This is a genomic window from Pseudomonas sp. JUb42 (assembly GCF_024807945.1).
Taxonomy (GTDB): Bacteria; Pseudomonadota; Gammaproteobacteria; order Pseudomonadales; family Pseudomonadaceae; genus Aquipseudomonas.
Map to the genome: position 1 here is coordinate 415,858 of NZ_JANUFD010000004.1, position 13,481 is coordinate 429,338.

At 60.1% G+C, this 13,481-nt stretch carries 12 protein-coding genes and 2 tRNA genes; 5 read left to right on the plus strand and 9 right to left on the minus strand.

Annotated features, from left to right (window positions below; genetic code table 11):
* Positions 1 to 131: 131 nt before the first annotated feature.
* Together M2401_RS10765 and M2401_RS10770 are read left to right on the plus strand one after the other, a co-directional pair.
* On the plus strand, positions 132 to 2,213 hold the full coding sequence (locus M2401_RS10765; RefSeq protein ID WP_259102596.1) for a carboxy terminal-processing peptidase: 2,082 nt from the start codon (positions 132 to 134) through the stop codon (positions 2,211 to 2,213).
* Positions 2,214 to 2,327: 114 nt separating this feature from the next.
* Complete coding sequence (locus M2401_RS10770) at positions 2,328 to 4,103, plus strand: bifunctional diguanylate cyclase/phosphodiesterase (protein WP_259102597.1); 1,776 nt, start codon at positions 2,328 to 2,330, stop codon at positions 4,101 to 4,103.
* A gap of 104 nt (positions 4,104 to 4,207) precedes the next feature.
* Here M2401_RS10770 and M2401_RS10775 read toward each other — a convergent pair whose 3' ends face one another.
* From M2401_RS10775 to M2401_RS10795, 5 genes are all read right to left on the minus strand, one after another.
* Complete coding sequence (locus M2401_RS10775) at positions 4,208 to 4,573, minus strand: hypothetical protein (RefSeq protein ID WP_259102598.1); 366 nt, start codon at positions 4,571 to 4,573, stop codon at positions 4,208 to 4,210.
* Positions 4,570 to 4,902, minus strand: coding sequence for a helix-turn-helix domain-containing protein (locus tag M2401_RS10780; protein WP_259102600.1), 333 nt, complete (start codon positions 4,900 to 4,902; stop codon positions 4,570 to 4,572). Before M2401_RS10780 ends, M2401_RS10775 begins: the two co-directional genes overlap by 4 nt.
* A 97-nt stretch (positions 4,903 to 4,999) precedes the next feature.
* Positions 5,000 to 5,470, minus strand: a complete 471-nt coding sequence (locus M2401_RS10785; protein ID WP_259102602.1) for a YkvA family protein — start codon at positions 5,468 to 5,470, stop codon at positions 5,000 to 5,002.
* A 458-nt stretch (positions 5,471 to 5,928) separates the two neighbouring features.
* Positions 5,929 to 6,696 carry an FKBP-type peptidyl-prolyl cis-trans isomerase gene (locus M2401_RS10790; protein ID WP_259102604.1) on the minus strand — a complete coding sequence of 256 codons (768 nt, stop codon included), beginning with the start codon at positions 6,694 to 6,696 and terminating at the stop codon, positions 5,929 to 5,931.
* Positions 6,697 to 6,942: 246 nt separating this feature from the next.
* Positions 6,943 to 8,067 carry an NADH:flavin oxidoreductase gene (locus M2401_RS10795; protein WP_259102605.1) on the minus strand — a complete coding sequence of 375 codons (1,125 nt, stop codon included), beginning with the start codon at positions 8,065 to 8,067 and terminating at the stop codon, positions 6,943 to 6,945.
* A gap of 70 nt (positions 8,068 to 8,137) precedes the next feature.
* Between M2401_RS10795 and M2401_RS10800 the strand changes: the two genes are divergently transcribed.
* A complete protein-coding gene (locus M2401_RS10800) occupies positions 8,138 to 8,548 on the plus strand; it encodes a helix-turn-helix domain-containing protein (protein ID WP_259102608.1) in 411 nt (136 codons plus the stop codon).
* Positions 8,549 to 8,566: 18 nt separating this feature from the next.
* Here M2401_RS10800 and M2401_RS10805 read toward each other — a convergent pair whose 3' ends face one another.
* The 3 genes from M2401_RS10805 to M2401_RS10815 all read right to left on the minus strand — a co-directional run bounded on the left by M2401_RS10805 (position 8,567) and on the right by M2401_RS10815 (position 9,230).
* Positions 8,567 to 8,761: a hypothetical protein gene (locus tag M2401_RS10805; protein ID WP_259102609.1), complete on the minus strand. Its 195-nt coding sequence runs from the start codon at positions 8,759 to 8,761 to the stop codon at positions 8,567 to 8,569.
* A 294-nt stretch (positions 8,762 to 9,055) separates the two neighbouring features.
* Positions 9,056 to 9,132: transfer RNA gene (locus tag M2401_RS10810), tRNA-Asp, on the minus strand.
* 22 nt (positions 9,133 to 9,154) lie between these two features.
* A tRNA-Val gene (locus M2401_RS10815) sits at positions 9,155 to 9,230 on the minus strand.
* Positions 9,231 to 9,391: 161 nt separating this feature from the next.
* On the opposite strand from M2401_RS10815, the gene rdgC reads away from it, so the two are divergent.
* Together rdgC and M2401_RS10825 are read left to right on the plus strand one after the other, a co-directional pair.
* Positions 9,392 to 10,312, plus strand: a complete 921-nt coding sequence (gene rdgC, locus M2401_RS10820) for a recombination-associated protein RdgC (RefSeq protein WP_259102611.1) — start codon at positions 9,392 to 9,394, stop codon at positions 10,310 to 10,312.
* A gap of 149 nt (positions 10,313 to 10,461) precedes the next feature.
* The gene (locus M2401_RS10825; protein ID WP_259102612.1) at positions 10,462 to 11,424 is read left to right on the plus strand and encodes a bile acid:sodium symporter family protein; all 963 of its coding nucleotides are present in this window, start codon (positions 10,462 to 10,464) and stop codon (positions 11,422 to 11,424) included.
* Between the two features lie 142 nt (positions 11,425 to 11,566).
* On the opposite strand, the gene M2401_RS10830 is transcribed toward M2401_RS10825, so the two are convergent.
* A complete protein-coding gene (locus M2401_RS10830) occupies positions 11,567 to 13,441 on the minus strand; it encodes an MFS transporter (RefSeq protein WP_259102613.1) in 1,875 nt (624 codons plus the stop codon).
* Positions 13,442 to 13,481 lie beyond the last annotated feature (40 nt).

Genomic DNA, 13,481 nt, shown 5'->3' on the forward strand with positions numbered 1-13,481 from the left:
TAGTGAGTCTGGACTGAGCCCGGAGCTAGTAAACGACCGGGCTTTTTGCATTATGCGACCGGATCCGACGGAGCCGGCGACTTCAAAGACGGCCTAATATGCGTTATCAATTGTCCCCGCGTCGAATCGGCATGAAGCATTTTCTCCCAAGCAGCGCCCTCGCCCTTGTCATCGGCCTCAGCGTCCTGCCAATGTCCGCCAGCACTTTTGCCGCCAACAGCTGGGATAATCTTCAGCCTGACCGCGATGAAACCATTGCCAGCCTGAACATCGTCGAGCTGCTCAAACGGCACCACTACAGCAAGCCGCCGCTGGACGACAAGCGCTCGGTGATCATCTACCAGAGCTACCTGAAGCTGCTCGACCCGGCACGCAGCTATTTCCTGGCCAGCGATATCGCCGAGTTCGACAAGTGGCAGACTCAGTTCGACGACTTCCTCAAGAGCGGCGACCTGAACCCCGGCTTCACCATCTACAAGCGTTATCTGGACCGCATCAAGTCGCGTCTGGACTTCGCCCTGGCCGAGTTGAGCAAGGGTGTCGACAAGATCGACCTCAACACCCACGAAACCCTGCTGATCGAACGCAAGGACGCCGCCTGGCCGAAGAACGAAGCCGAGCTGGACGACCTGTGGCGCAAGCGGGTCAAGGATGAGGTGTTGCGCCTGAAGATCGCTGGCAAAGACCCGGCGAAAATCCAGGAAACCCTGACCAAGCGCTACAAGAATCAATTGGCGCGTCTGTCCCAGACCCGTGCCGAGGATATCTTCCAGGCGTACATCAACACCTTTGCGATGTCCTACGACCCGCATACCAATTACCTGTCGCCCGAAAGCGCGGAAAACTTCGATATCAACATGAGCCTGTCGCTCGAAGGTATCGGTGCCGTGCTGCAAAGCGACAACGACAACGTCAAGATCGTGCGCCTGGTTCCGGCCGGCCCCGCCGACAAGACCAAGCAGGTTGCACCTGCCGACAAGATCGTCGGTGTCGCCCAGGGCGACAAGGAAATGGTCGACGTAATCGGCTGGCGCCTGGATGAAGTGGTCAAGCTGATCCGCGGTCCGAAAGGCTCGGTGGTCCGCCTGGAAGTGATCCCGGCCAGCAATGCGCCGAACGACCAGACCAGCAAAATCGTGCCGATCACCCGTGAAGCGGTGAAGCTTGAAGAGCAGGCGGCGAAGAAATCCATCCTGCACCTGAACCAGGACGGCCGTGACTACAAGCTTGGCGTGATCGACATCCCGGCTTTCTACCTGGACTTCAAGGCCTACCGTGCCGGCGATCCTGAGTACAAGAGCACCACACGCGACGTGAAGAAACTGCTGACCGAACTGCAGGCCGAGAAGGTCGATGGCGTGGTCCTGGATCTGCGCAACAACGGCGGTGGTTCTTTGCAGGAAGCCACCGAGCTGACCAGCCTGTTCATCGACAAGGGCCCGACCGTGCTGGTGCGTAACGCCGACGGCAAGGTCGACGTTCTCGAAGACGAAGACAGCGGCGCCTTCTACAAAGGCCCGATGGCTCTGCTGGTCAACCGCCTCTCGGCCTCGGCCTCGGAGATTTTCGCCGGCGCCATGCAGGACTACCACCGCGCGTTGATCATCGGCGGCCAGACCTTCGGCAAAGGCACCGTGCAAACCATTCAGCCGCTGAACCATGGCGAGCTGAAGCTGACCCTGGCCAAGTTCTACCGCGTCTCCGGCCAGAGCACCCAGCATCAGGGCGTACTGCCGGACATTTCCTACCCGTCGATCATCGACACCAAGGAAATCGGCGAGAGCGCCCTGCCTGAGGCCATGGCCTACGACACGATCAAACCGGCCATCAAGCCCGTAGTCGATCCGTTCAAGCCGTTCCTGGCGCAGTTGCAGGCCCGTCACGACGCCCGTTCGGCCAAGGACGCCGAGTTTGTCTTCGTCGAAGAGAAACTGGCCTTGGCCAAAAAGCTGATGAGTGAAAAAACCGTCAGCCTCAACGAAGCCGATCGTCGCGCCGAACACGCCCGCATCGAAAACGAGCAACTGGTGATGGAAAACACCCGCCGCAAGGCCAAGGGTGAAGCCCCACTCAAGGAACTCAAGAAGGAAGACGAAGACGCGCTGCCACCGGACGATTCCAAGACCAAACCGGAAGACGACGCCTACCTGTCGGAAACCGGGCGAATCCTGATCGATTATCTCGGCTTGAACTCGTCTGTGGCCAACAAATAAAGGCCGAAACCGATGACGGAGAATCTTTCGTCATCAAACAGTCATGAATCTGTCGTGAAATAACGGGGCTGGGCGGCTTGATCGCCCAGCCCCTTTTTTTGACCCGAGATTGCCATGACCGTGACCGAACAGCTGAGCGCCTTGAGTTCAATTCTGGCTCAACGTGATCTATCCAGCCTGTTCCAGCCTATCGTTTCACTGTCGGAACGCCGCATCCTCGGCTACGAAGCATTGACTCGCGGTCCATCCAACAGCTCCCTGCATTCACCTGTCAGCCTGTTCGCCGTAGCGCGTCAGGCCGGACGCTTGAGCGAGCTGGAACTGGCCTGTCGGGAAAGCGCCTGCCGCCGTTTCGCCGAGCAGAATCTGGACGGCAAGCTGTTCCTCAACATCTCCCCCGAATCCCTGCTCGAAGCCTCGCACCCGCCGGGTCGCACCCTGCAACTGCTGCAACGCTACGGCATCGCGCCGAAGAACGTAGTGATCGAGCTGACCGAGCAGACCCCCACCGATGACTTCGAGCTGCTCTACAACGCGCTGCACCACTATCGCGACATGGGTTTCTCCATCGCCCTGGACGACCTCGGTGCGGGCTACTCGAGCCTGCGCCTGTGGTCAGAGCTGCGCCCCGACTATGTAAAGATCGACCGCCACTTCATCGACGGCATCCATCAGGACGCGGTCAAGCGCGAGTTCGTCGGCTCCATACTGCAAATGGCCAAGGCCTCCCGGGCACTGGTGATTGCCGAGGGCATCGAGTTGCCGGAAGAACTGGCGGTGCTGATCGACATGGGCGTGGACCTGGTTCAGGGCTATCTGCTCTGCCGCCCCCAGGAGCTGCCGCCGCGGGATGCGCGGGTCATGCTGTCCAGACTTGAGCCCCTCGGTTCGCCGATCATGGCCGACGAAAGCGCCGATCTCAGCGCCCTGCTGAGCGAACAGCCCGCCGTGGACCAGACAACACCTACCGCCAACGTCCTCGAAGCCTTCCGCAAGCAGGCCAATCTCAATTCCCTGGCGGTGCTGGACGAACAATCACAACCGGTCGGTATCGTGCATCGGCATTCGCTGTCCGATGTGCTGCTGCAACCCTTCGCCACCGAACTGTTCGCGCGCAAGCCGATCAGCCGCCTGATGAGCGACGATTTCCTTGCCGTGGAACTGAATCAGTCACTGCAACAGGTCAGCCGCCTTATCACCAGCCGCGCCCGGCAACGCATCGAAGAGGACTTCATCATCACGCTCAATGGCGCCTACCTGGGCCTGGGGCGGGTGATCGACGTGCTCAAACTGATCACCGAACTCAAGATCCAGCAGGCCCGCTACGCCAACCCGCTGACCCTGCTGCCCGGCAACGTGCCGATTCAGCAGTGCCTGACGCGCCTGCTGCAACAAGGGCGCGAGTCGATGATCTGCTACGTGGATATCGACAGCTTCAAGCCGTTCAACGATATCTACGGCTACGGCCGCGGCGATGAAGTGCTGCTGTGCCTGGCCCAGTGTCTGAACGACCGCATCGACCCCAGCCGCGATTTCGTCGGCCATATCGGCGGCGATGACTTTCTCATGGTGCTGGGCTCGGACGACTGGAGCAAACGCCTGAACTACCTGCTGGAAGACTTCCAGAATCAGTGTCGGCGCTTCTACCGCGCCGAACACCTGGAAGCGGGCTGCTTCATCGCCCTGAACCGCCAGGGCCAGCGTCAGGAGTTTCCCTTGCTGTCCTTGTCCATCGGCGTGGTGCACCTGCGCCCGGAAGCCTGCACTCTGGTCGATGCCAGCCAGTTGGCCGAGCTGGCTTCACAGGCCAAGCATTACGCCAAGGATGTACCGGGGGCGAGTGTGCATGTGATTGATCTGCGGGATGTGGATCTGACACAGACCCGGTAAGGGGCTGCGGGTAGGGGACTGTAGGAGCGGCTTTAGCCGCGAGAGCGCTCTCCCGGCTAAAGCCGGTCCTACAAGGTATTCCAGTTCAATCAGGCGAACGAGTGCTACTGCGCCACCGGATAACTGAACTCGAATACCCGCACCACTTCCGAAGCATGCCACGACGCCGCAGCGACGCCATCGGACGGCCCGGAAAAGCGTCCCAGGCGTTCGGCACATTCGAAGAAACCGGTACGCGGCAACCGACTGGCGCCCTGGCTGATCACCAGGGAGCTGCGCAGTGGCTGTTCGGCGCGGGCATCCAGTGCGGCCAGGTGTTCAAGGGCTGCGGTCAGGGTCTGCATAGCCGGACTGGGTAGTTGCAGGCGTTCAAGCAGCGCGCGGTAGGTCAGCAGATGACGCTGGCGGCGCGCCTGGTCCAGCTCCGTCAACAGCGCGTCCCAATGCTGGCGGCTGATGCGCACGCTCATGGCGTGTCCCTCCAGCCCGCCACGCCCAACTCCCAGGCCAGACTGCGGCGAATAGCGGCGTCCGGTTGACGCTCACCGCTTTCGATCATTTGCAGATAGGAAGGGCTGATACCGACGGTACGGGCCAATTGAGCAAGCTCCAGGCCCTTGGCAGTGCGCAGGGCGCCAAGTTGTTCGAAGCCGGGCAGTTCGCCTTCGGTAGCGGCGACCGCAGCCTGTGGTGTTGGCGCAGAGGCGAGACCGGCGGCCTTGAGCAAGGCCTGGTACTGCGCCCATGGCAACACCGCGTATTCTGGCTCTCCATCACGAGAAATGACCTGAAGATCCATACAACCCCCAACAACTGTGCAATTAGGCATATCCATGTACCGGCATCTTAACAGCGCTCGGGGGCGGTACGCCTGTACTTACTTGCCATGAACACGTCTAGTCGCCGCTATGGGGCAAATCCTTGGACTTTTCCTGCTCAAGTAAAGCCTGGTTGGCCGGCAGGCGCTCGACCACCGCGAGCTTTTCCGGGACCTGCCGGGCTCGCCAGGCGCGGAAGGCATCCAGTTCGGTCTCAAGGCTTTTCATGACCCAGGCCAGGACGGCAATATCGTCGAGCATGCCGATGCCGGGAATCCAGTCAGGAATGGCGTCCAGAGGGCTGAGAAAGTACATCAGCCCCGCCACTACCGAGAGAATCGCCTTCGGGCTGATGGCACGGTACTCACCCCGCCAATAGGCCAGGCACAGAGCCTGTAACAGACGCAGATCTTCCTTGAGCTTGCCCAAGCGACTGCCTTCGCTGGCGCCCTTGCGCGCCACGGCAAATAACAGGCCCGGCAAGCGCCCGGCCGCCATCAGACGACGGGCCATGGGTAGATAGCGCAGGATATTCCATGGTGCTTTCATGTTCCGTGCCCTCTGAAAACCAGAATGTGTAGGCGATCTAATTGAATCATCCGTAGGAGCAGCTTTAGCGGCGAGATCGCCCTCCCGGCTGAAGCCGGTCCTACGGGCGATCCCATGGTCGTTCATTTTTCCATGACAAGGTTATCCACACATCCTGTGGATAACCTTGTGAACAGCAGCGTAATAAAACGCCAGAACCCCCGTCCTACAGGGCCCGGACTTAAATCGGGCATTTTTTACTCACATAAAAAAATCCCATAAATTCGTTGACTTAGGCTTGTTCAGAAGTTACCCACAGCGTTTATCCACCGCTTGACCGGATCGTCTAACAATCTCGCTCATTCGAAAGTCGTTATCTGCTAGTTGGGACTGCCCGCCCCCTCATCCGTTCGACTGCGTTCGACAAAAACGACAACGCCCCGTCGAAACGGGGCGTTGTCTTGTAGCCGGTAGAACGCTTACTTCTTGGCTGGAGCGTCGGCAGCCGGGGCTGCTTCTTCATCAGCATCGGCGCCTGGAGCCGGAGCGGCTGCCGGGTCTTTGATGCCCAGCAGCTCCAGGTCGAAGACCAGAACCGAGTTGGCCGGGATCATCGGGCTCGGGCTTTGTGCGCCGTAAGCCAGTTCACTCGGGATGTAGAGCTTGATCTTCTCGCCTACGTGCATCAGTTGCAGGCCTTCGACCCAACCTGGAATCACGCCGCTGACCGGCAGATCGATCGGGCTGCCACGTTCAACCGAGCTGTCGAAGACCTTGCCATCGATCAGCTTGCCTTCGTAGTGAACGGTGACGACGTCAGTCGGCTTAGGCTGTGGACCGTCGGCTTTTTTGACGATTTCATATTGCAGGCCCGAAGCCGTGGTGGTTACACCGGCTTTCTTGGCGTTGTCTGCGAGGAATTTCTTGCCGGCGGCTGCCGACTCTTCGCTCATCTTGGTCAGGCGCTCTTCAGCACGCTTTTGCAGCGCGGCGAAAGCAGCAACCAGGTCTTCGTCTTTGAGTTTCTGTTCTTTCTTGCCGATGGCGTCTTCGATACCCAGGGCTACAGCCTTGGAATCGAGATCGTCCATGCCTTCCTGAGCCAGGCTCTTGCCCATGTTCAGGCCGATGCCATAAGACGCTTTTTGTGCCGGGGTTTTCAGCTCAACGGTGCTGGCCTGCTTGTCACAACCCGCGAGTACCAGACCGACCAGGGCAATCGCCGCTGCCAACCGATGCTGTTTCATGCTGTTTCCTTGTTCATGCGCCAATAGGGCAAACGAGTAAAGCCGCGAGCTTATCAGTCCGCCGCGACCAATGGCTACCGGCATCAGAGAGGAAAAAGGTAGATAAGTTCAGGTATCCAAAGGTTTTCCCGGACAGTTGCCCCGCCGTTCAGTCGGGGTTCAGTCATCCGCCCTGCTCGCCTGCGACCCGCTGTCGCATGTTGCGGCCCGGTGAGCGACAGGGTCGATGACCCTGTCGCCTGCGGATCAGACCAACTGGCCCAGTGCCGCTACGGTGAAGTCCTCGAGGCTGGCGCTGTCGCCGCCCCGCACTTTGCTGACCCAGCGCGGGTCGCTCAGCAGCGCGCGGCCGACGGCGATCAGGTCAAATTCATTGCGCTCCAGGCGCTGGACCAGATTGTCCAGGCTGGCAGGCGAAGAAGACTGGCCGGTGGTAAAGGTATCGACGAAATCGCCGGACAGGCCGACCGAACCGACGCTGATGGTCGCTGCGCCAGTGAGTTTTTTCGCCCAACCGGCGAAATTCAGCCCTTGCTCGCCGTCGAGTTCCGGAAATTCCGCTTCCCAGAAACGCCGTTGCGAGCAGTGCAGCACGTCGACACCCGCTTCTACCAACGGCAACAGCCAGTCGGTCATCGCGTCCGGCGTGGTGGCCAGGCGCGAGGTGAAGTCCTGTTGCTTCCACTGGCTGACCCGCAGGATCAACGGGAATTCAGGGCCGACGGCCTGGCGGATAGCCTTGACCACTTCAGCGGCAAAACGCGAACGCTGCTTGAGAGTCGCGCCACCGAACGCATCGGTGCGCAGGTTGGTGCCTTCCCAGAAGAACTGGTCGATCAGGTAACCGTGGGCGCCGTGAATTTCCACGGTGTCGAAACCCAGGGTCTTGGCATCCAGGGCGGCTTGGGCGAACGCGGCGATGGTGTCGGCAATGGCGTTGTCACTCATGATCTCGCCACGAGGCGTGCCAGGGGCGACCAGACCCGACGGGCTTTCTACCGGGCTGTCCGGCACCCAGTCAGTCTGGGTGCTCGGCACAGAGCCCGTGTGCCAGATCTGCGGACCCATCTTGCCACCTGCGGCGTGCACGCCATTGATGACCTGCTGCCAGCCGGCCAGGGCCGCTTCGCCGTGAAAGAACGGAATACCCGGCTGATTGCGCGCAGCCGGACGATTGATCACCGTGCCTTCAGAGAGGATCAGGCCGACATCAGCCTCGGCACGACGCCGATAGTAAGCGGCAATATTGCTGTCCGGCACGCCTTCGGGGGCGAAGGAGCGGGTCATCGGCGCCATGACAATACGGTTCTTCAACGCCAGGGATTTCACCTGGAAAGGCTGGAACAGTGCAGCGACATTTTGTGCGGTCATACCAGGACGCTCCAATTTCGTGAAGGCGCTATGGTATCTTCCGGATACTTAATATCAATCAGGCACTTTTATGAAACCAGGTATCCACGAGGAAACTGCTGACGCCCAGCAACCACCGGTCTTTCACGCCAACTGCTCCAGCCGCCTGCTGCTGGACCAGATCGCCGATAAATGGTCGATCCTGGTGATTGCCGCGCTGTGCGCCTCGCCCACGCGCTTCAACGTCATCCGCCGTCGGCTGGAGGGCATCACGCAAAAGTCTCTGACCCAGACCCTGCGACGCCTGGAACGCAATGGCATGATCGCCCGCCGGGTCATTACCGACTCACCGATTGCGGTCGAATACAGCATCACGCCCTTGGGCCAGAGCCTGAAGGCGCCCTTCCAGATGCTCTACGCCTGGACCGAGCAGCACAAACAGCAGGTCGAACAGGCACAGCAGGCATTCGATCAACGCACGACCCAAACAGAGTCGGCATGACCGTCGAGGGCAATGGCTTCAGCCTTCCAGCGTGCGCGCCAGGTCTCTTGCCGATTGCAGGGGTTGGGGGCTGGCGATGACCTGGCGCATGACATCGCGCAGGTCATTGGGAAGTTGTTCCATGCAACGCCGCGCCGAGGCACGCACAGCGTCGTCTGTTCCATGGATACGCGCGGCCAGCAGCAATACCAGGGTGGCGTCCGAAAGATTCATGGCAGGGTCCAGAAGAAATCCGCAGCGAAGTTTACTGGGTCTTGCGGCACTACATACCACGACTTTATTGCAGATAGCGCGAAACAGTAGCTCAATAATTCCATCAAACGACTGTTCGAAATGCCGCAGGCCCGTTAATCGCTTGATTTGACTTGAGAAGTCGGCGCGCTGCCGGATCTGGATCAATATCGGCACAAATGGGATCTTGCGATAAAAATCGCAGGCAACAAAAAAGCGACCCTAGGGTCGCTTCTCTGGTCGATACGAGGAGTTCAAGGGCCTCGTATCTCAATATGGCGCAGCGGACGGGACTCGAACCCGCGACCCCCGGCGTGACAGGCCGGTATTCTAACCGACTGAACTACCGCTGCGCGTAACACCTTTTACATCGAGTGGTGGGTGATGACGGGATCGAACCGCCGACCCGCTGCTTGTAAGGCAGCTGCTCTCCCGGCTGAGCTAATCACCCATGTCTCTCGGTGTGGCGCGCATTCTACGGAGCGACCTCACCTCTGGCAAGCACTTTTTGAAATAAATTTTATAATCCTTCCAAAGGCTTAGCGCAGGGTTGGCCGCAGGGTCCGGGCAGCTAATAATGCCCCCCTTTGTATAGAAGGAGAGACATACCTCATGTGGTTCAAAAACCTGCTTGTCTATCGCCTGACCCAGGATCTGCCGTTCGACGCCGAGGCGCTGGAAACTGCACTGGCGACCAAACTGGCGCGCCCCTGTGCCAGCCAGGAGTTGACCACTTACGGTTTCGTCGCCCCTTTCGGTAAAGGCGCTGACGCTCCACTGGTTCACGTCAGCGGCGACTTCCTGCTGATCGCGGCGCGTAAAGAAGAACGCATCCTGCCCGGCAGCGTCGTGCGCGATGCCCTTAAAGAGAAGGTCGAGGAGATCGAAGCCGAGCAGATGCGCAAGGTCTATAAGAAGGAGCGCGATCAGCTCAAGGATGAAATTATCCAGGCCTTCCTGCCCCGTGCCTTTATTCGTCGCTCGTCCACCTTCGCCGCCATCGCGCCGAAACAGGGCCTGATCCTGGTCAACAGCGCCAGCCCCAAGCGCGCCGAAGACCTGCTGTCGACCCTGCGTGAAGTGATCGGCACGCTGCCGGTGCGGCCGCTGACCGTCAAGACCGCGCCAACCGCGATCATGACCGACTGGGTCAAGACCCAGAAAGCGGCCGACAACTTCTTCGTCCTCGACGAATGCGAGCTGCGCGACACCCACGAAGATGGCGGCATCGTCCGCTGCAAGCGCCAGGACCTGACCAGCGACGAGATCCAGCTGCACCTGAGCACCGGCAAAGTGGTGACCCAGCTGTCCTTGGCGTGGATGGACAAACTGTCCTTCGTGCTCGACGACAAAATGGTGGTCAAGCGCCTGAAGTTCGAAGACCTGCTGCAGGATCAGGCCGAACAGGACGGTGGCGAAGAAGCCCTGGGCCAACTCGACGCCAGCTTCACCCTGATGATGCTGACCTTCGGCGAGTTCCTGCCGGAGCTGTTCGAAGCCCTGGGTGGCGAGGAGATTCCCCAGGGGATCTGACCAGCGAACACGCACCAATCATGTGGGACCGGCTTTAGCCGGGAAGACGCAGGCATGATCGATACATTTCTATCATCTGCCATGTTGCCTTCCCGGCTAAAGCCGGTCCCACCTACACCTGCCTCAACAATAAATAAAAGGAGCGAGCCATGCGTGCCCTGGCTGCATTGAGTCGTTTTGTCGGTAATACCTTTGCATACTGGGTGCTGTTGTTCGCTGTCCTGGCGTTCCTGTTCCCGAGCGGGTTCATCGTCCTCAAGCCCCTGATCGTGCCCCTGTTGGGCCTGGTCATGTTCGGCATGGGCCTGACCCTCAAGCTCGAAGATTTCTCTGAGGTCGTGCGCCATCCCTGGCGCGTGGCCCTGGGCGTCGTCGCCCACTTCGTGATCATGCCGGGCGTGGCCTGGCTGCTGTGCCAGCTGTTCCACCTGCCGCCGGAAATCGCCGTGGGTGTGATTCTGGTCGGCTGCTGCCCAAGCGGCACCTCGTCCAATGTAATGACCTGGCTGGCCAAGGGCGATCTGGCGCTGTCAGTGGCCATCGCCGCCGTCACCACCCTGCTCGCGCCATTGCTGACCCCGGCATTGATCTGGCTGCTGGCCTCGGCCTGGCTGCCGGTGTCCTTCATGGAAATGTTCTGGTCGATCCTGCAACTGGTCATGCTGCCGATCGTCCTCGGCGTAATAGCCCAGCGCGTATTGGGGCAAAAAGTCAGCTACGCGGTGGACGTCCTGCCACTGATCTCGGTGGTGAGCATCGTCATGATCGTCTGCGCAGTGGTCGCCGCCAGTCAGGCGAAGATCGCCGAATCCGGCCTGCTGATCATGGCCGTGGTGATCCTGCACAACAGCTTCGGTTTCCTGCTGGGTTACTTCACCGGCAAGCTGTTCAAGCTGCCCCTGGCCCAGCGCAAGTCGCTGTCCCTGGAAGTCGGCATGCAGAACTCCGGCCTCGGCGCCGCCCTGGCCAGCGCCCACTTCTCGCCCCTGGCGGCAGTACCGAGCGCGCTGTTCAGCGTCTGGCACAATATCTCCGGGGCGTTGCTGTCGACGTACTTCAGGAAGATGGAGCCTGATGCGGTAGTGAGCGAAGACAAGCCTGTCTTGAGCTGAGTCCCTGCGGAAGTGGTTTTATGTGGGACCGGCTTTAGCCGGGAAAGGGCTGGCACAGACACTGCATTTGCTTGGCCAGGAAGGACGGCTTCCCGGCTGAAGCCGGTCCCACAAAACCCTGTTTCAAATCATAAATTTGTTGCTAGCGCACATCCCCACGCAACGCCGCCACCCGCTCCCGGGCACTGGCCGGCACCGCATCCTCGCCTTCCAGCGGCGCCCCCGCCACCACCGTGACCCGTGACCAGAAGCGGCGGAACAAGCCCTTCTGCGGATCACGACTGAAGAAGCTGCCCCACAGCCCCTGCAACGCCAGGGGAATCACCGGCACCGGCGTCTCTTTGAGAATCCGCGTCATGCCGCCCTTGAATTCGTCGATCTCGCCATCGGCGGTCAACTTGCCTTCCGGGAAGATGCACACCAGTTCACCGTCGCGCAGGTACTGGCCGATGCGCTCGAATGCGCGCTCGAAGACCTTGATGTCCTCGCTGCGCCCGGCAATCGGAATGGCTCCGGCGGTACGGAAGATAAAGTTGAGCACCGGCAGGTTGTAGATCTTGTAGTACATGACAAAGCGAATCGGCCGACGCACTGCGCCGGTAATCAACAAGGCATCGACGAAAGACACATGGTTGCAGACCAGCAGCGCCGCGCCTTCATCGGGAATCCGCTCCAGCTCACGGTGTTCGACGCGGTACATGGAATGGCTGAGCAGCCAGATCATGAAACGCATGGTGAACTCGGGGACGATCTTGAAGATGTAGGTGTTGACCGCGATGTTCATCAGCGACACCACCAGAAACAGCTCCGGAATCGGCAGTTTGAGCAGGCTGAGGAAGACGATGGAGAACAGCGCCGAGATCACCATGAACAGGGCATTGAGGATGTTGTTCGCGGCAATCACCCGGGAACGCTGGTTCTCCGGGGTGCGCGACTGGATCAGCGCATACAGCGGCACGATATAGAAGCCGCCAAACAGGCCCAAGCCCATGATGTCAAACAGCACCCACCAGGCTTGGCCGTGGCCGAGCAGAGTCAGCCAGTCATAGGCCAGCGCGTCCTGCGGCAGCGCACCGGAATGCCACCACAGCAGCAGGCCGAAAACGGTCAGGCCGAACGAGCCAAAAGGCACCAGGCCGATTTCCACCTTGTGCCCCGACAGCCGCTCGCAGAGCATGGAGCCGGCCGCGATACCGATGGAGAACACGGTGAGAATCAGGGTGACCACGGTCTCATCGCCATAGAGCCACTCTTTGGCGTAGGCCGGAATCTGCGTCAGATAAATCGCCCCGACAAACCAGAACCACGAGTTGCCGACAATCGAGCGCGACACCGCAGGGGTCTGCCCCAGGCCCATGCGCAGGGTCGCCCAGGACTGGCTGAAGATATTCCAGTTGAGGACCATCTCCGGCGCAGCAGCCGCAGCGCGAGGAATGCTGCGACTGGCGACGTAGCCCAGGCCAGCGGTCAGAATCATCGCCGTGGCGACAATCGGCGCGTAGTGCCCGGACGACATCATGATCCCGGCGCCAATGGTCCCCGCCAGAATCGCCAGGAAGGTGCCCATCTCCACCAGACCATTGCCGCCCACCAGCTCCTCTTCACGCAGGTGCTGGGGCAGGATCGAATACTTCACCGGGCCGAACAGCGACGAATGGGTGCCCATGGCAAACAGCGCCACCAGCATCAGCCACAGGTGATCGAACAGAAAGCCCAGAGCGGCCACCACCATAATGGCGATTTCGCCCAGCTTGATCAGGCGGATCAGCGCATCCTTGGCGTACTTCTCGCCGAACTGCCCGGCCAGGGCCGAGAACAGAAAGAACGGCAAAATGAACAGCAGCGCGCAGAGATTGACCCAGATGGAGCGATCCCCGGTGATGCTCAATTTGTAGAGGATCGCCAGGATCAGCGACTGCTTGAAAATGTTGTCGTTGAATGCCCCGAGGGACTGGGTAATGAAAAACGGCAGGAAGCGCCGGGTTCCAAGTAATTTGAATTGTGACGGTTGGCTCATCGTCCGTGGTCCTGAATGGCTCGTGCGCCATTGAAGACGT